A 17106-nucleotide genomic window follows, 5' to 3' on the forward strand; every position below is an offset into this window, starting at 1 on the left:
AATATTTCCTGTCCGAAATGTATTGTTATTAAGCTGCAAGGAGCTGAAACCAGCATGTCCTCCCCTTCCCCCGAGTCCATTGACCGCCTGCAAGAAGCTTTTCGCACCATCATGCGCACGTTGGGGACGCATATGGCCGAGCCTGTTCCCGGATTGACAGGTCCGCAATTTTACATCCTTCATCAATTGGAGCAACGCCAAAGATGTACCGTCGGCGAACTGGCCGATTCGATGATGGTCAAGCCCAGCGCGATTACCGCGATGATCGACCGGCTGGACAAGCACGGCTACGTCAGCCGGGAGCGCGATGAGGAAGATCGGCGCGTCGTCCATATCAGTCTGCTGGAAGCCGGAAAACACATTTTGGCCCAGGCGAAGCAGACGCGGCTGGAAACGCTCCGGCAACTGTTTTCCCACCTCACCGAAGAAGAGTGGGAGCAGTTCGTTCGCATGTTCGAAAAACTGGCAGTCGCCGCTGTCGCTGACGCAAGAAAAAAAGGCGTGCATTCCGGTTAAACCGGCGCACGCCTTTTTCTTTTGCCAAACGATTAGGAGAAGAAGAATTTCTTCACCGCATGTTTGGTCGTTTCTTTGTTCATGTGAGCAATCGAGGTCGTGAGCGGGATGCCTTTTGGACAAGCTTGCACGCAGTTTTGCGAGTTACCGCAATCGCCGATACCGCCGTCTTCCATCAGAGCTTCCAGACGCTCATGCTTGTTCATCATACCAGTTGGATGCTGGTTGAACAGGCGAACTTGGGAAATCGCAAACGGTCCAATGAACTCGGACTTCGCGTTCACGTTCGGGCAAGCCTCCAAGCATACCCCGCACGTCATGCACTTGGACAGCTCGTACGCCCATTGACGCTCTACTTCCGGCATGCGCGGACCTGGTCCCAGATCATGCGTACCATCGATTGGAATCCATGCTTTTACACGTTTCAACGCATCGAACATGCGGCTACGGTCAATCGACAAGTCGCGTTGTACAGGGAACGTGCTCATTGGCTCCAGACGAATTGGCTGTTCCAGTTTATCGATCAGCGCCGAGCAAGCCTGGCGCGGTCTTCCGTTGATGACCATCGAGCACGCGCCGCATACTTCTTCCAAGCAGTTCGATTCCCAGTTGACCGGAGAAGTTTTTTGGCCTTGCGCGTTGAGCGGATTGCGTTGAATCTCCATCAGCGCACCAATGACGTTCATACCAGGACGGTACGGGATTTTGAACTCTTCCTTGTATGGAGTGCTGTCAGGGCTGTCTTGGCGAGTAATAATCAGGTGAATCAATTTTTCTGCCATGATCCGTTTCCTCCTCTCTTAATGCTTCTTGTCAGACGTATAGTCACGTTTCCGTGGCGGGATCAACGAAACATCGATGTCTTCGTAGTAGATTTCTGGCGCGGTTGTTTCCGGATTGAACTTCGCCATAGTTGTCTTCATGAAGTTCTCGTCATCACGCTCAGGGAATTCCGGTTTGTAGTGAGCGCCGCGGCTCTCGTTACGCATGAGCGCACCGATTGTGATCGCACGGGAGAGGACGAGCATGTTCCACAAGTGACGAGTGAAGGAAGCACCTGCGTTGCTCCATTTGCTTGTATCGTTGATGTTGATTTTTTTGTAGCGCTCCATCAACTCTTGAATCTTTTCATCTGTTTTTTGCAGACGGTCGTTGTAACGAACTACCGTTACGTTGTCTGTCATCCACTCACCCAGCTCCTTGTGGATCAGGTAAGCATTTTCCGTTCCGTCCATTTTCAAAATGCTGTCGTATTTCGCCTGTTCTTTGCTCGTGTAGCTGTCAAAGAGAGTAGAAGACAGATCATCCGAAGATTGATTCAAGCCTTTGATGTACTCGATCGCTTTTGGACCGGCAACCATACCGCCGTAGATCGCGGACAACAGGGAGTTTGCACCCAAACGGTTCGCGCCGTGCTGGGAGTAATCGCACTCACCCGCTGCAAACAGACCAGGGATGTTGGTCATTTGGTTGTAGTCTACCCACATTCCGCCCATGGAGTAGTGAACGGCAGGGAAAATCTTCATCGGCACTTTGCGCGGGTCATCCCCTACGAATTTTTCGTAAATCTCGATAATACCGCCCAGTTTTACATCCAGCTCTTTCGGATCTTTGTGGGACAGATCGAGGTACACCATGTTTTCGCCGTTGACGCCCAGTTTCATGTCTACGCAGACAGAGAAGATTTCGCGAGTCGCAATATCACGCGGTACCAGGTTTCCGTAGGCAGGATATTTTTCCTCCAGGAAGTACCAAGGCTTACCGTCTTTGTACGTCCATACGCGACCGCCCTCACCGCGCGCGGATTCAGACATCAGACGCAGCTTGTCGTCGCCCGGAATCGCAGTCGGGTGAATCTGGATCATCTCACCGTTGGCGTAGATTACGCCTTGCTGGTAAGCGGCAGACGCTGCTGTACCTGTGTTGATGATCGAGTTGGTCGATTTACCGAAGATGATACCAGGGCCGCCTGTTGCCAAAATAACGGCATCTGCACGGAAGGATTGAATTTCACCGGAACGCATGTTTTGCGCGGTAATCCCGCGACAGGTTCCTGTCTCGTCCAAAACGGCTCCGAGGAAATCCCAATATTCGTACTTGGTAACCAGACCTTCTGCTTCGTAGCGGCGTACTTGCTCGTCCAGCGCGTACAGCAGTTGTTGTCCGGTTGTCGCACCTGCAAACGCAGTACGGTGATGTTTTGTTCCCCCGAAACGGCGGAAGTCCAACAGACCTTCTGGTGTGCGGTTGAACATGACGCCCATCCGGTCAAGCATATAGATAATTCCAGGTGCTGCATCGCACATTGCTTTTACTGGTGGTTGGTTTGCCAAGAAGTCTCCACCGTAAACTGTATCGTCGAAGTGCTCCCATGTGGAGTCGCCTTCCCCTTTGGTATTTACCGCACCGTTGATACCGCCCTGTGCACAAACAGAGTGGGAACGTTTTACCGGAACCAGGGAGAACAACTGAACGGGAACGCCTTTTTCTGCAGCTTTGATAGTAGCCATCAAGCCGGCCAATCCACCACCGACAATGATAAGTTTACCTTTTGCCATGATTTAGTCCCCCTATCCCTACAGAATGAAAGCCGACATCGCACGCAATCCGATGAAGGTTACAACTACGAATACGACCATAGTGAAGTATGTTGCAATTCGTTGGGAACGTGGTCCAACCGTAATTCCCCAGTGAACCAGGAACGACCAGAGTCCGTTGGAGAAGTGGAAAACCGTGCTGATAATCCCGATTGTGTAGAATACGATCATTGCTGGGCTGCTGAAAATGTTTGCGACCATGTCGAAGTCAACATGTGCACCCAATGCCTTCTGAATGCGAGTTTCCCATACGTGCCAAACAATGAAAATGAGGGTAATGATACCTGTTACCCGTTGCCACAGAAACATGTGGTTTCTGAAGTAACCGAAGTTCCCTACGTTTTGTTTCGCTTGGAACGCGATGTAGAGACCGTAAACAGCGTGAAACAGGATCGGGATGTAGATGAAGACAAATTCAACTACAAGCAGAAGTGGAACGTTTTCAATCAGACCTACCGTCTGGTTGAAAGCTTCGGCTCCACGGGTCGCCTGGTAGTTGGCTGTCAAGTGGAACAGCAGGAAGAGCCCGATCGGAAACAAACCAAGAAGTGAGTGCAGCTTGTGACTGAGAAAGCTATGGCCTTTCGCCATACAATGGTCCCCCTTTCAGTGTATGTAGCGCTCTTTTATGGACCTTTCTCCCATATCCTAACCCATTGCCTGACCCATTAGACATGCCAAAAAACCGTTAGCTCTCTCCACGCCTAACTTTGTCGGAATGTGTCAAAATACGAAAAAAAGTTGGGCAAAACTTTGACCAAATCCAATTGTACTCTTGTCGACACATAGCGTCAAGACAATCAGTAGACTAAATACATTGATAGAATAACTTTGTTTAGTTTCACTATTTTTTCTCTTAATCGGTCATGAAGCAAGCCTCCCTCTCATAATCTAGTACAGACAGGAGGGAAGCGAGATGAAAGATACCGATCAGTTGGCAGCCCTGTTGCCGCCCCACACGATTCCGGTGGCCGAACGCATGCACATGCCCTATCTCGGCTACCATCTGCTCCGCGAAACATTGACGAACGCCTTATTGGGAGACAGCGAAAGCCCGATATTGTACTGGCTGGGCAAAGACATCGGCCGGAAAATTCCGGTTCAGTCTTCCACGGGCCCGATTCTCCCTTTTATCCGCCTTGGGCTGGGACAGCTCGATCTCGTGGAAGAAACGGCAGACGCGATCGTCTACAAGCTCTCGCACACTATCTACAACTACCAAACGCCCGAGCGGCTCAGCCGCGCCTTGTCACTGGAAGCCGGAATCATCGCCGGCAGCATCGAGCAGTGGAAGGGCAAGGACACGTCCGCACAACTGGAGATCGAAAGCTCGTCCCGCATTCTTATCAAGGTGCGGACGCAAAAATAAACAAGCCGTTCGCCTTTGTGCGGGATACTGCCATACTTTTGTCATTGCAAAAGGCAGCGGGAACCCGCACTCGCGAATCATTCAAAAAGATGCCCCCTCTGCCAGCGGGCGAGGGAGCATTTGCTTCTTATAAGCCGTGCACGACTGCTGTTTCCGCCACATCAAGTCCGTATGCCGTATGCAGGCTGCGAACGGCAAGCTCGGTTTGGCCAGCAGGAATAACGCAGGACACTTTGATGTCCGACGTCGAAACCATTTTAATAGAAATTTCTTTTTCAGCCAAAACGCGGAACATCTCAGCGGCAACCCCCGGATTGTTCACCATGCCGGAGCCGACGATGGACACTTTGGTCAAGTTTTGCTCGAAGTCGACTTTTTCGAAGCCCAGCTCCGCTTTGTTGTTTTCCAGCGTATCCAGCGCCTTTTTCAAGTCATCTGCCGCGACCGTAAACGAAATGTTCGTGACAGCGGCATCGTAGGAGCTTTGAATGATGATGTCGACGTTCACCTGGTTGTCTGCGAGTGTATTGAACAGGCGGGAAAGAGTCCCCACCTTTGCAGGCATCCCGACAACCGTAACTTTGGCGATATCTTCGTCATGCGCGACTCCACTTACTACTCTTCCTGTTTCCATGTTGGCAACCTCCTCAACGTACGTACCCTCTTCGGCAGTAAAGCTGGAGCGGACCACCAGCCGTACCTTGTATTTTTTCGCAGCCTCCACCGAACGCGGATGCAGGACGCCTGCGCCGAGATTGGCAAGCTCCAGCATTTCATCATACGAGATCGTATTCAGCTTGCTTGCTGCCGGCACCATGCGTGGGTCGGCCGTGTAAACGCCAGAAACGTCTGTAAAAATCTCGCATTTGTCAGCATTCAGGCTGGCTGCCAGCGTAACCGCCGATGTATCCGATCCACCGCGGCCGAGCGTTGTAATTTCTCCTTCGTCGCTAAGACCTTGGAACCCTGCCACAATCACGACGCGGCCTCGACCGAGCTCCGCCTGAATGCGCTGTGGATCAATTTGCTTGATCCGCGCCCGGCCGTGGATCGCTTCTGTCGTCACTCCGGCCTGCCAGCCAGTCAAAGAAATGGCATCGTAGCCTTTGGAATGCAAGGCCATCGCGAGCAATGCGATCGATACTTGCTCCCCCGTGGTCAGCAGCATATCCATTTCACGCTCGGAAGGGTAGGCGCTGATCTGTTTGGCCATATCTACCAGGACGTCGGTAGATTTGCCCATCGCAGACACGACGACTACCAGGTCATGCCCTTCTTCTTTGTAGCTGATAATTCGGTCCGCAACTCGTAAAATTCGCTCAATAGTCCCTACAGAGGTGCCTCCGTATTTCTGCACGATCAACCCCATGCGGCTTCTCTCCCTTTTCTCATATCCAATGTTTGTAGAATGTATCGTTTTCTCTCGTTTTATTAGCTTGTTTTCGCTTGTTCGTTTATGGAAAATTTTACCTGTCACTTTATAAAAAAGGCACCGACAAGGAATAAGTACCTGCCGCTGCCTACTGTTTCGACATACCGGTTCCTCCCTCCCAATACACGCGGACAATGCAGCACATGACAGGACAACACCTATCACCGCTCACATTGACACACCGTGAGATAGCACTCCATCTGACGCCGGTTAAGAGCCAGATGACAGTCCTGCACTTGTTCAATGCAGACCCAGCATGGAGAACTACGGGTTTTCCTCCACACTTCGGCGAATTCCCCTTTCCCGCTCCCTTCACAGATACCCGATCTCAGGGTGGTACTCTTGGTTTTCGCGCCTCTACCTCACTTCATAAGGGAAGTGAGGCTAACTATTCTGTTTGAAACGCATTATATCACGGGAATCCGAACGGTTCAATTGCTTTTTGAAAAAAACGTTACGATTCCAGCTTGCGCAAATGGGCGATAATCTGCTTCGCCAGCTTGTCGCCGATCCCCAACTGCCGGAAATCCTCCACCGTCGCCTCGCGCATTTTTTTCAGCGAGCCAAAATGGGTAAACAACAGCTTGCGCCGCTTTTCGCCGATGCCCGGTATTTCGTCGAGCTGGGAGGAGAGCATCGTCTTCGTCCGGGATTGTCGGTGAAACGTAATCGCAAACCGGTGCACCTCGTCCTGAATGCGCTGCAGCAAGTAAAACTCGTAGCTGTCCCGCTTCAGATTCACCGGCTCCGGCGGATCGCCGTACATCAACTGCGCGGTTTTGTGCTTTTCGTCTTTGGCCAGGCCGCAGACCGGGATGTACAGCCCCAGCTCGTTTTCCAGCACGTCCATGGCGGCGCTGATCTGCCCTTTGCCCCCGTCGATGACGATCAGATCGGGCAGCGGCTGGTTTTCCTTCAGCAAGCGCGAATACCGTCTGCGGATTACCTCGCGCATGGAGCCGTAATCGTCCGGCCCTTCGACTGTCTTGATCTTGAACTTGCGGTATTCCTTTTTGTCCGGACGGCCGTCCGTAAAGACAATCATCGCCGACACAGGCTCGGTTCCTTGGATGTTGGAGTTGTCGAACGCCTCGATCCGGTGCGGGACGCCGATCCCCAGCACATGCCCCAGGTTGTGCACCGCCTGAACGGTCCGCGCGTCGTCCTTGGACATCAGGGCGAACTTTTCCTGCAGGGCGATCCGCGCGTTTTCACAAGCCATCTGTACCAGCTCGCGCTTTTTGCTGCGCTTGGGCGTCAACACCTTGACTCCCAGCCATTCACTCAACAGCTCCGGCTCGCTTTCCTCCGGCAGCAAAATTTCTTTGGGCAGCGCGTTTTGCTTGTCGTAGTAAAACTGGGTGACGTACGACATGAAGTCCTCGCTCTCGTTTCCGTAGTAAGGGAAGGAGGTCGTCTGCCGCTCGATCATCTTGCCCTGGCGCATGTAAAAAATTTGAATGCACATCCAGCCTTTTTCCACGGCAAAGCCGATAATGTCGCGGTCAACCGTATCGGTGAACGTAATTTTCTGCTTCTCCATCACCGCTTCGATGCTCTTGATCTGATCGCGGAACTCCTTGGCCCGCTCAAACTCCATCGCCTCTGCGGCCTGGAGCATTTTTTCCGTGAGCTGCTGCTTCATCTGCTCGTGTCCGCCGTCGAGGAAGCGGCTGATCTCATCTACCAGTCGCTGGTTTTCTTCAGCCGAAACCTCGTACACACAGGGGGCGAGACATTGGCCCAAATGGTAGTACAAACATACCTGCTTGGGCATGTTGCGGCATTTGCGCAAAGGATAGAGCCGGTCGAGCAGCTTTTTCACCTCGGACGCGTCGCCTGCATTCGGGTACGGCCCGAAGTATTTCGCCTTGTCTTTCAGCACCTTGCGGGTAATTTCCAGCCGCGGCTGCGCTTCGTTCGTAATTTTGATGTACGGGTAGGTTTTGTCGTCGCGAAGCATGACGTTATAGCGCGGGTCGTGCTTTTTGATGAGGTTGCACTCCAGCAATAACGCCTCGATCGCAGACGACACCACGATATACTCAAAGTCCGCGATCTCGCTGACCAGAAGCTGCGTCTTCCCGTTATGGCTTCCGGTGAAGTACGAGCGCACGCGGTTTTTCAGCACCTTGGCTTTTCCGACGTATATAATTTCCCCGTTTGCATTTTTCATCAGGTAGCAGCCGGGCTTTTCTGGCAGCACAGCCAGCTTGTCTTTCAAGGTACGGTTCATGGCTGCACCTCCTTTTTCCTTTTAACGGCTTTCGCTTTAGCGTTTTTTCATGACGGGCTGTTCCAGGACGTACAGCTCATCCTCCAGGGCGTTCATCCGCTCCAGCAACAGCTTGCGGCTGTCCTGTACGCCCTGGTTATAGTAAAACGGCCCGAGCTCTCTGGAAAAGAAGGCGATCAGCTCTTCCGTCTCCAGGTTGCCCAGCTCCTCGCCGTGTTCTGCGTGAAAATACCGTTGCACTTGCAACACGAGATATTCCGTTTGCTCTCTCGTCAGTTTGGTTGGCATCCGCATCTGGCTTCCTTCCATGGTTTTCCTCTGATAAGAATATACGTTCTACTCCCATAGTACCACGGATCGGGCAGCAAAAAAACTGCCGCTTCGATCTGAAAGCGACAGTTTTCCTCTGACAGCCAGCTTTTAATGCTTGCGTCCGCCTAAGTACGCTTCTTTGACGCGCTCATCGTTCAACAGCGCGTCAGCCGCCCCGTCGAGAACAATCTGGCCGGCTTCCAGCACATAGCCGTAATCGGCGATTTTCAGTGCCTGCTTGACGTTTTGCTCGACGATCAGCACCGTCGTGCCTTCCGCATTAATCTGCTTGATGACTTTGAAAATGTCTGCCACCACAATCGGGGCCAGTCCCATGGACGGCTCGTCCAAAAGCAGCAGCTTGGGGCGCGACATCAAAGCTCTGGCAATCGCCAGCATTTGCTGCTGCCCGCCAGACATCGTACCGCCCAACTGGGTCAGCCGTTCTTTCAAAATCGGAAACCAGGTCATCATTTTTTCCATGTCGTCCTTGATGCCTTGGGTGTCGTTGCGTTGGAAAGCGCCCATTTCGAGGTTTTCCAGCACGGTCATTTTGCCGAGGATCGCCCGCCCTTCCGGCACGAGCGCCAGTCCGCTTTTCACGATCTGGTGCGGCTTTTTGCCGTCCATGCGCTCCCCGCAAAACGTAATGCTGCCTGCCTCCGGCTTTAGTTGGCCGGCGATCGTGCGCATCGTCGTCGTTTTGCCTGCTCCGTTGGCGCCGATGAGAGAGACGATCTTTCCTTCCGGCACTTCCAGCGTAATGCCGCGAATCGCCTTGATTTGACCGTAGGAGGTCGAAAGGTTTTGTACGTGCAGCATGCTATTCTTCCTCCTTGCCCAAGTATGCCTCGATCACATCGGGGTTGTTTTGTACCTCTTCCGGCGTTCCGTCCGCAATTTTCACGCCGAAATTGATGCAGACGACTTTCTCGCACAAGTTCATGACCAGCCCCATGTCGTGCTCGACCAGCAAGACGGTCGTGCCGTCATCGCGAATTTTGCGCACCAGTTCCATCAGCGCTTTCGTCTCTGTCTCGATCATCCCGGCAGCAGGCTCGTCCAAAAGCAATAGCTTCGGCTCGGTCGCGAGCGCCCTGGCGATTTCCAGACGGCGCTGCTGCCCGTACGCGAGCGTATCCGAGCGGACGTCTGCCACGTCGGACAGCCCGACAAACTCCAGCAATTGTTCCGCTTTTTTCGCAACCGCCTTCTCCTCGGACCGCTGGCCAGGCGTGCGCAAAAGCGAAGCCCAAAACCCCGCCTTCATCCGCGCATGGCAACCTACCTTGACGTTGTCGAGTGCGCTCATGTGACCAAAGAGGCGAATATTTTGAAACGTGCGGGCAATCCCCATTTCCGTGATTTTGTTCGGCGGCATCCCGTTCAGCGTCTGTCCGGCAAAGGAAAAGGTGCCTGTCGTCGGCGCAAAAATTCCGGTGGCCATATTGAAGATCGTCGTCTTTCCGGCGCCGTTCGGGCCGATCAGGCCGACGATTTCCCCTTCGCGCACGGAAAAGGACACATCGCGCAGGGCCGTGATGCCGCCAAAGCTTTTTCCTACGTTCGCCAATTCCAGCAACATCTCACAGTCCCCCCTTCGCCTTGCTTTTGTCTTTTTTGAACCATTTTTTGAAAGTATCGGTACCGATCAGGCCGTGCGGGCGGAAAGCCATCACGCCGACCATAATCAGACCGTACATGAGCATTTTGTATTCGGCCAGGCCGCGCAAAACTTCCGGCAGCGCCGTCAGCACGAGCGCGCCAAACAATGGTCCCCACACGACCTCGCTTCCCCCGATCACGGCAAAGGAGAGAATTTCCACGACTTTGTGGTAGTTGAAATCGTCCGGCGTAATCGTCGTCGTAATGTGCGCGAACAAGCCGCCGCACACGCCGGCGAGCACCGATCCGATGACGAAGGCGAGCATTTTGTAGTACGCCACTTGCAGGCCCATCGCCCGCGCCGCTGTCTCGTCCGCCTTGATCGCTTCGAACGCCCGGCCGAGCCTGGACTTGTTCAGACGCAGCGTCAAAAAGAGAATGACAGCGAACAACAACAGCATGAACAGGCACGTAGACAAAGCTTTCATTTGCATGACGGAGACGCCCAATGTCGTCGCTTTCAGCCCGATCGCTTTCTCAAAATCGTACAAATAATTGCCGATGGATTGCAGGCCGGTCAGCCCCAACGCCCCGTTCGTAATCTCCAGATTGAGCAAAATGACGCGAATGACCTCGCCAAAGCCGAGAGTGGCAATCGCCAGGTACAAGCCGTGCAGCTTCAAGGTTGGCGCGCCGATGAGCAGAGCGATCAAGCCTGCCGCCAAACCGCCGATGAGGATGGCAACAAACAGCGGCATGTCCGCCTGCTTGGTCAAAATACTCGCCGTGAAGGCGCCGATGCTCATGAATCCGGCATGCCCCAGCGAGAGCTGTCCGGTGGAGAGCGTGATGTAAATGCTGATCGCCAAGATGCTGTTCAGCAAAATAAAGGTAAACACCTGTAAGTTATACGGATTGAGAATGTCCAATGTTTGCACCTCCTTTACGCTTTGCGTCCAAATAGTCCTTCCGGCTTCAGCAACAAAATCACGATGATGAGGCCGAACGCCACGGCATCGCGATAAGACGAGTCTCCGTAGGCGACGGTAAACACCTCGATGATTCCGAGCAAAACGCCGCACACCATCGCTCCGGGAATGCTGCCGACGCCGCCCAGAATCAACACCGCCAGCCCCTTGAACCCGAGCGTCATCCCCATCGTAGGAATGAGGGCGGAATACGCCATGCCGATCAAAATGCCCGCCACACCGCCGAGAGCAGAGGCGATGATGACCGTGACGACGATCACCATGTTGGTGTTGATGCCCAAAAGGTTTGCCGTATCCGTATTTTCCGCCGTCGCCCGGATCGCTTTACCCATCTTCGTCTTTTGAATCCAGAAGTGCAGGACAAACATGAGAAGGATGGAGATTCCCAAAATGACAAGATCCACGCTGCGAATTTGAATGATGCCCAGATCAAGCGGCTGACTTCCAAACGATTGCGGGAACGCCCGCGAGTCCGCGCCAAAAAACTTGTGCATCGCTTCCTCCACCAAAATGGCAAACCCGATCGTACTGATGAGCGAAGCCAGGTGGGGAACGTTTTTCTTGCGCAGCGGCCGCAGCGCTGTGTACTCCAGCACCAGCCCGAGAGCCGCCGAGATGACCACTGCCGCGAGCAGCGCGACGCCAAGCGGCATGTTCATGCTTGTCATCAGCACGAGGCCGACGAGCGAGCCAAAAATGAAAATTTGTCCATGAGCCATATTGATGATTCCGAGCACGCCGAAAATGAGCGTGTAGCCCAGCGCAATCAAGGAATAAGTGCTACCTACTGTCAAGCCATTGACTAATTGCTGCCAAAACAACTGCCTCACCTCACTGTAAAATGGTTGCCTGCCACGCGAAAACCAGCCGTTATTCTCGCTGGATCAGCAAGCGAAAGCGCACGCCTCGTCCTTTCTGATCCAGCGAGAAAACGTCATTGCCGATGGGAAAGAAGAGCCCGGGTTGCCCCGGGCATCATCCTATTCAAACGGGACGAATTTTCCATCTTTCGCGACAACGACTACTGCGTCTCCGATCGGGTTGCGCTTCTCATCGAAGGAAAGCTTGCCGGATACACCCGTAAAGTCTTTCAACTGGGCAAGCTGTTCGCGCAACGCTTCACGCTCGGCTTTGCCTGCTGCAAGCAGAGACTGCGACATGATGTACAGCGAATCGTACGCTTGCGCTGCGAATTGGTCAGGCTTCTTGTTGTATTTGGCTTCGAACGCCTTGACAAAGGCTTGTACCTTTTCGTCCTGCTTCTCAGGGCTGAACGGAGTCGCCACAATCAACCCTTCGGCTGCCGGGCCTGCAATTTCAAAAACTTTCGGATTATTGAAACCATTGCCGCCAAGGATCGTTCCGGTGATGCCGAGCTCGCGCGCTTTTTTCACAACCATGGAGCCTTCTTTGTACAGCGCAGATACGAGCAGCGCGTCCGGGTTGCCTTGTTTCAGCTTGGTCAGTTGGGCGGAAAAGTCGACGTCTCCGTTAGCAAAAGTCGCTTCCCCGGTAATTTCCAGGCCCATTTTTTCAGCCGTAGCTTTCATGACCTTGTAGCCATTCACAGAGAAATCGTCGTTGGAAGCGTAAATGAGCGCCACTTTTTTCAGGCCGTTTTTCTCGACTGCCGCTTTCATTGCTGTCGGAATCGCAATCGATTCAGGCAGCGAGTTGCGGAAGACGTATTCGCCGATGTCGTTGATGCCCTCGGATGTGTTGGAAATACCGAAGATCGGCGTTTCCGATTCGTTCGCGACTGGTCCGGCAGCGAACATTTCGCCCGAGAGCGTCGGCCCGATGATCGCGACGACATTATCCTGATTAATCAGTTTATTTACGGCGTTGATCGCTCCGTCTTTTTCCCCCGCCGAATCCTCGAACTTAAGCTCGATCTTGAGCTTGCCTTTATTCGCTTCATTCAGCTCGCCCAATGCCAGTTCCAAGCCTGCCTTTTGCGCTTCCCCGTATGCTGCGCCAGAACCGGAGAGAAAGCTGACCACACCGATTTTAGCCGTAAATTCTTGCCCGTCTGCACTGGCTGCCGGCTGCGAATCGCTGTTCCCTGCTGCTGGCGTGCTGGAAGTTCCTCCCCCGCTTCCACATCCCGCCATCAACACTGCGCCTAACGAAATCGTTGCCAGAGATCGCCACAACTGAAACCCCTTCACCTTCATCGAAAAGCCTCCCTTAATCTTTCTAAATAGACTGAATATATGAAGTTTAATAAAAGCATTCAAAAAAGGCAAATAATTTTCTCTGAGTAAACTTAATTTTTTGACAAACGATCGCTCGGTTGGAAGCCGCAACCATTATGTACCATCACGTTGAATGCGCTTACAATTATGCTCGTCCAAAAACGGGTGCGGCAGCGTTTCGGGAATGAGAAAAGCGGCTTGTTCTCGCCGCTTTCTCATGCTGTCTGTTTGCTTGTTTACAGGTGTTTGCCTACGGTTGCCATGAGAGCTTCTTTTGGTTGGAAACCGATTACTTTATCGACAGGCTGGCCATCCTTGAAGACGATCAAGGTCGGGATGGACATAACGCCAAAACGGCCTGCAGAATCCGGATTGTCGTCAACGTTTACTTTGACGATTTTGAGCTTGGAGCCGACTTCGCCGTCGATTTGCTCCAGCACAGGAGCGATCATTTTGCAAGGGCCGCACCAAGGAGCCCAGAAGTCAACCAGGACCGTACCGCCTTGCTCTACTTCCTGGGAAAAGGTGTTGTCAGTTGCATTAACAATTGCCATGGAAAGTTACCTCCTCGAAAAGTCAATTACTAAAAAAGGGTCAAATGCTACTTCAGTATATCATCCAAAAACAAAAATGACTATGGCGCCCCGCACTTTGTGCGCACTTCACGCTATAGTCTATCCAGTCGCTTCTTCCCTTATCGGTTGCTTTTTGCTTTATTGCCCTACTTGCTTGATGCGATTGATTTCCCGCTCATGATCGCTCACCTTTTTGTGCAGCAGGTCGATATCGGCCTCGATCAGCTTGTCTTGGCGCTCCAAACGCTCCAGCCGCTGAATCGCGTCGTCGCGGAAGTCGTACATCTCTTCACGAAATGCGTACATCTCTTCACGAAACGCGTACATCTCTTCACGAAACGCGTACATCTCTTCACGAAACGCGTACATTTCCGCCCTGAACTCGTACATCTCTGCCTTGAACTCCCGCAGCTCCTGCTGAACCTCTTTGACGATCCGGTTGTTCTCCCCCACCATGTGAATCAGTTGTTGCAACAGCTCTTCACTCATGCCGCTCACCTCTCCTTGGGTTTATTATAACAAGCAAGAACAGTGTAACGTAAGGGCTTGAGACAAAAAAAGCGTCCCCTCTTGCGGGACGCTTCTTGACATTTTCAACGGCCTGCTCAGCCTTAGACCAACACTTTTTTGAATTCGGCAGTAAGCAGTGGCAACACTTCGAACAGATCGCCTACGATGCCGTAATCCGCCACCTGGAAGATCGGCGCTTCCGGGTCTTTGTTGATCGCGACGATCACCTTGGAGCTGGACATGCCCGCCAAGTGCTGGATCGCCCCGGAAATGCCGCACGCAATGTACAGGTCAGGCGTTACGACTTTTCCCGTCTGCCCGATTTGCATCGAGTAGTCGCAGTAGTCGGCGTCGCACGCGCCACGGGACGCGCCTACAGCCGCACCGAGCACGTCTGCCAGCTCATACAGCGGCTGGAAGCCTTCCGCGCTCTTCACGCCGCGGCCGCCGGAGATGACGACTTTCGCTTCGGACAAGTCCACTTTGCCGCTTGTTTTGCGCACGACTTCTTTGACAATCGTGCGCAAGTCTTTGATTTCCAGGTCAACCGGAACGACAATCGCCTTTTTCGCAGCGTCCGGCGTGCCGATAGCGATATTGTTTGGACGGATGGTGATGAAAATTTTCCCGTCTACGAATTTGCGTTGTTGGAAAGCTTTGCCCGCATAAATCGGACGAACGAACACAGGACCCGCTTCGATGCTCGTCACATCGGAGACCAGGCCGTAGCCGAGCTTCGCCGCCACCCGCGGCGCGACGTCGCGGCCGATTGCCGTATGCCCCAAAATAACGGCATCAGGAGAGGCCAGCTCGATCAACTGCACAAGTGCTTGTGTATAGGCGTCAGGCGTGTACTGGGCGAGTGCCTCGTGATCCGCCGTGTAAACCGTGCTTGCTCCATGCTGTGCCAATACTGGCGCATGCGCTGCCGCGTCTGCCCCGAATACTCCCGCGACGATTTCGCCACCCTCGGCCAATGCTTGTGCTGCAGCCAACGCTTCCAGCGACACGTTGCGAAGTTGTCCGTCACGTACTTCTGTGAGTACAAGTACTTTTTTCATGGATATCCTCTCCCTCTCGCTTAGATCACTTTCGCTTCATTGCGCAACAGTTGCACCAATTCCGACGTCTGGGCTGCCAAATCGCCAGTGAGAATGCGGCCCGCCTGCTTTTTCGCTGGCAAGGTCTGGTCGACGATCTCGGTTTTTGCCTTCACTGCTTCGGCATTCAGGCCCAAATCGTCTGCGCTGAGTCGCTCCAGCGGCTTTTTCTTCGCTTTCATGATTCCGGGGAGAGAAGGATAGCGCGGCTCGTTCAGCCCTTGCTGTGCGGTAATCAGCACCGGCAGGCTTGTTTCCACGACTTCCAGATCGCCTTCCACGTCGCGCTCTACGCGAACAGTGGTGCCGTCTACTTCCAGCTTCACAGCGGTGGATACGTGGTTGATGCCCAGCTCTTCTGCAAGACGCGGGCCGCCCTGGCCTGCGCCGGAGTCTACCGCCATCTGTCCACCGATGATGATGTCAAACCCGACTTTTTTCGCAACCGCAGCAAGCACTTTTGCCGTTGTGTATTCATCGCCAAACAAAGACTCGTCATCCACGAGCACAGCTTTGTCCGCTCCCATCGCGAGCGCAGTGCGCAAAGAGCTTTCCACGCGGTCCGGCCCTACGCTTACCACTGTCACTTCGCCGCCGTGCTCCTCCTTGAGCTTGATCGCTTCTTCTACCGCGTACTCATCGTATGGATTGATGATGAACTCCACGCCATCCTCGGAAATTTGCCCGTTTTGGATGACGATTTTTTCTTCTGTGTCAAACGTCTGCTTCAACACAACCACGATATTCATCAGGATGCCTCCTCCTTAATGGTTCCTCGTACTGGTGATGCTGCAATCATCGGGTTACTTGTCTGTAAACTGCGGCGCGCGCTTTTCCAAAAACGCTGCCACGCCTTCCTTCATATCTTCTGACGCAAATGCCTCGCCGAATTTTTTCGCTTCCTGCTCCAGTCCTTCCGTCGAGCCAAGCTGCACGGTGTTGTGGACAGATTCCAGGGCGAGCCTGAGCGTGACAGAGCTTTTTTGGGTGATGGCGTAGGCCAGCTTCTTCGCTTCCGCGAGCAACTGTTCGGCTGGATATACCGCTTCCACGAGTCCGATGCGCAAAGCTTCCTCGCCGCCGATCATCTCAGAGGTGAGAATCAGTTGGGTCGCTTTTCCTCTGCCGACCAGTCGCGGCAAGCGCTGCGTTCCGCCGTAGCCAGGGATGAGTCCCAGATTCAGCTCCGGCAGTCCCAGCTTCGCTTCGACTGCGGCAAAGCGTATATGGCAAGCCATCGCAAGCTCCAGTCCGCCACCCAGGCAAGCGCCGTTAATGGCTGCGATAATGGGCTTCGGGAATGTCTCCAGTCGGTCGAACAACGCTTGGCCTCTCCTCGCCATCGCTTCCGCTTCAGCAGGGGCCAATTGGGTAAATTCCTTGATATCGGCTCCCGCAATGAAAAACCGGCCTTCTCCAGTCAAGACAATCGCTTTGACTTCCGCGTTGTTTTCCAACTGGTTCAAAAGTTCACTCAATTCATCGAGCACCGCTCTACCCAGTGCGTTAGCGGGCGGGTTGCTGATCGTCACGACAGCGACGCGATCAGCGATCTCTACATTCCAATGCGAATCCATGCCTCTCCCCCCAAACTAATCCCTATGAACAAACAGGCTATTTATCCCTTCTGAGCGAACGCTCAGTCTTGCTGTTTCCATTGTAACAAA

Annotated in this window: 18 protein-coding genes and 1 riboswitch; of the genes, 2 read left to right on the forward strand and 16 right to left on the reverse strand. The window is 53.4% G+C overall.

Translation table 11 applies throughout. The annotated features are described in order from the left end of the window. Positions 1–54: 54 nt before the first annotated feature. Positions 55–516, forward strand: a complete 462-nt coding sequence (locus AC27IT_RS04030; protein ID WP_005834913.1) for a MarR family winged helix-turn-helix transcriptional regulator — start codon at positions 55–57, stop codon at positions 514–516. A 32-nt stretch (positions 517–548) separates the two neighbouring features. Here AC27IT_RS04030 and sdhB read toward each other — a convergent pair whose 3' ends face one another. From sdhB to AC27IT_RS04045, 3 genes are read right to left on the reverse strand one after another with little or no spacing between them, the layout of a single operon-like run. Then, positions 549–1298 (reverse strand): succinate dehydrogenase iron-sulfur subunit, encoded by a 750-nt coding sequence (gene sdhB, locus AC27IT_RS04035; protein WP_005834915.1) that lies wholly within the window; start codon positions 1296–1298, stop codon positions 549–551. A gap of 18 nt (positions 1299–1316) precedes the next feature. Then, a complete protein-coding gene (sdhA, locus tag AC27IT_RS04040; protein WP_005834917.1) occupies positions 1317–3074 on the reverse strand; it encodes a succinate dehydrogenase flavoprotein subunit in 1758 nt (585 codons plus the stop codon). Positions 3075–3092: 18 nt separating this feature from the next. After that, a complete protein-coding gene (locus tag AC27IT_RS04045; protein ID WP_005834920.1) occupies positions 3093–3704 on the reverse strand; it encodes a succinate dehydrogenase cytochrome b558 subunit in 612 nt (203 codons plus the stop codon). Positions 3705–4029: 325 nt separating this feature from the next. Between AC27IT_RS04045 and AC27IT_RS04050 the strand changes: the two genes are divergently transcribed. After that, complete coding sequence (locus AC27IT_RS04050) at positions 4030–4482, forward strand: DUF2507 domain-containing protein (RefSeq protein ID WP_005834922.1); 453 nt, start codon at positions 4030–4032, stop codon at positions 4480–4482. Between the two features lie 127 nt (positions 4483–4609). On the opposite strand, the gene AC27IT_RS04055 is transcribed toward AC27IT_RS04050, so the two are convergent. The 13 genes from AC27IT_RS04055 to AC27IT_RS04115 all read right to left on the reverse strand — a co-directional run bounded on the left by AC27IT_RS04055 (position 4610) and on the right by AC27IT_RS04115 (position 17016). Beyond that, positions 4610–5851 (reverse strand): aspartate kinase, encoded by a 1242-nt coding sequence (locus tag AC27IT_RS04055; protein ID WP_487091608.1) that lies wholly within the window; start codon positions 5849–5851, stop codon positions 4610–4612. A 244-nt stretch (positions 5852–6095) separates the two neighbouring features. Next, positions 6096–6282, reverse strand: a riboswitch (Lysine riboswitch). Between the two features lie 86 nt (positions 6283–6368). Beyond that, positions 6369–8150 carry an excinuclease ABC subunit UvrC gene (uvrC, locus tag AC27IT_RS04060; RefSeq protein WP_005834926.1) on the reverse strand — a complete coding sequence of 594 codons (1782 nt, stop codon included), beginning with the start codon at positions 8148–8150 and terminating at the stop codon, positions 6369–6371. A gap of 36 nt (positions 8151–8186) precedes the next feature. After that, complete coding sequence (locus AC27IT_RS04065) at positions 8187–8438, reverse strand: DUF2164 domain-containing protein (protein WP_005834928.1); 252 nt, start codon at positions 8436–8438, stop codon at positions 8187–8189. Positions 8439–8570: 132 nt separating this feature from the next. Further along, complete coding sequence (locus tag AC27IT_RS04070; RefSeq protein WP_005834930.1) at positions 8571–9284, reverse strand: ABC transporter ATP-binding protein; 714 nt, start codon at positions 9282–9284, stop codon at positions 8571–8573. Between the two features lies 1 nt (position 9285). Beyond that, positions 9286–10047, reverse strand: coding sequence for an ABC transporter ATP-binding protein (locus AC27IT_RS04075; RefSeq protein ID WP_025844129.1), 762 nt, complete (start codon positions 10045–10047; stop codon positions 9286–9288). Position 10048: 1 nt separating this feature from the next. Next, positions 10049–11005 carry a branched-chain amino acid ABC transporter permease gene (locus tag AC27IT_RS04080; protein WP_035316637.1) on the reverse strand — a complete coding sequence of 319 codons (957 nt, stop codon included), beginning with the start codon at positions 11003–11005 and terminating at the stop codon, positions 10049–10051. 5 nt (positions 11006–11010) lie between these two features. Beyond that, entirely contained in the window at positions 11011–11877 is an 867-nt protein-coding gene (locus tag AC27IT_RS04085; protein WP_007776691.1) for a branched-chain amino acid ABC transporter permease, read from the reverse strand. A 159-nt stretch (positions 11878–12036) separates the two neighbouring features. After that, a complete protein-coding gene (locus AC27IT_RS04090; protein ID WP_005834938.1) occupies positions 12037–13233 on the reverse strand; it encodes an ABC transporter substrate-binding protein in 1197 nt (398 codons plus the stop codon). 257 nt (positions 13234–13490) lie between these two features. Next, entirely contained in the window at positions 13491–13808 is a 318-nt protein-coding gene (gene trxA, locus AC27IT_RS04095) for a thioredoxin (RefSeq protein ID WP_005834940.1), read from the reverse strand. Between the two features lie 159 nt (positions 13809–13967). Then, the gene (locus AC27IT_RS04100; protein WP_327944528.1) at positions 13968–14318 is read right to left on the reverse strand and encodes a hypothetical protein; all 351 of its coding nucleotides are present in this window, start codon (positions 14316–14318) and stop codon (positions 13968–13970) included. Positions 14319–14440: 122 nt separating this feature from the next. Beyond that, positions 14441–15400, reverse strand: coding sequence for an electron transfer flavoprotein subunit alpha/FixB family protein (locus AC27IT_RS04105; protein WP_005829227.1), 960 nt, complete (start codon positions 15398–15400; stop codon positions 14441–14443). A gap of 20 nt (positions 15401–15420) precedes the next feature. After that, entirely contained in the window at positions 15421–16188 is a 768-nt protein-coding gene (locus tag AC27IT_RS04110) for an electron transfer flavoprotein subunit beta/FixA family protein (RefSeq protein ID WP_283858968.1), read from the reverse strand. A gap of 54 nt (positions 16189–16242) precedes the next feature. After that, positions 16243–17016: an enoyl-CoA hydratase gene (locus AC27IT_RS04115; RefSeq protein WP_025844132.1), complete on the reverse strand. Its 774-nt coding sequence runs from the start codon at positions 17014–17016 to the stop codon at positions 16243–16245. Between the last annotated feature and the right edge of the window lie 90 nt (positions 17017–17106).

The organism is Brevibacillus sp. YAE8 (assembly GCF_057543335.1).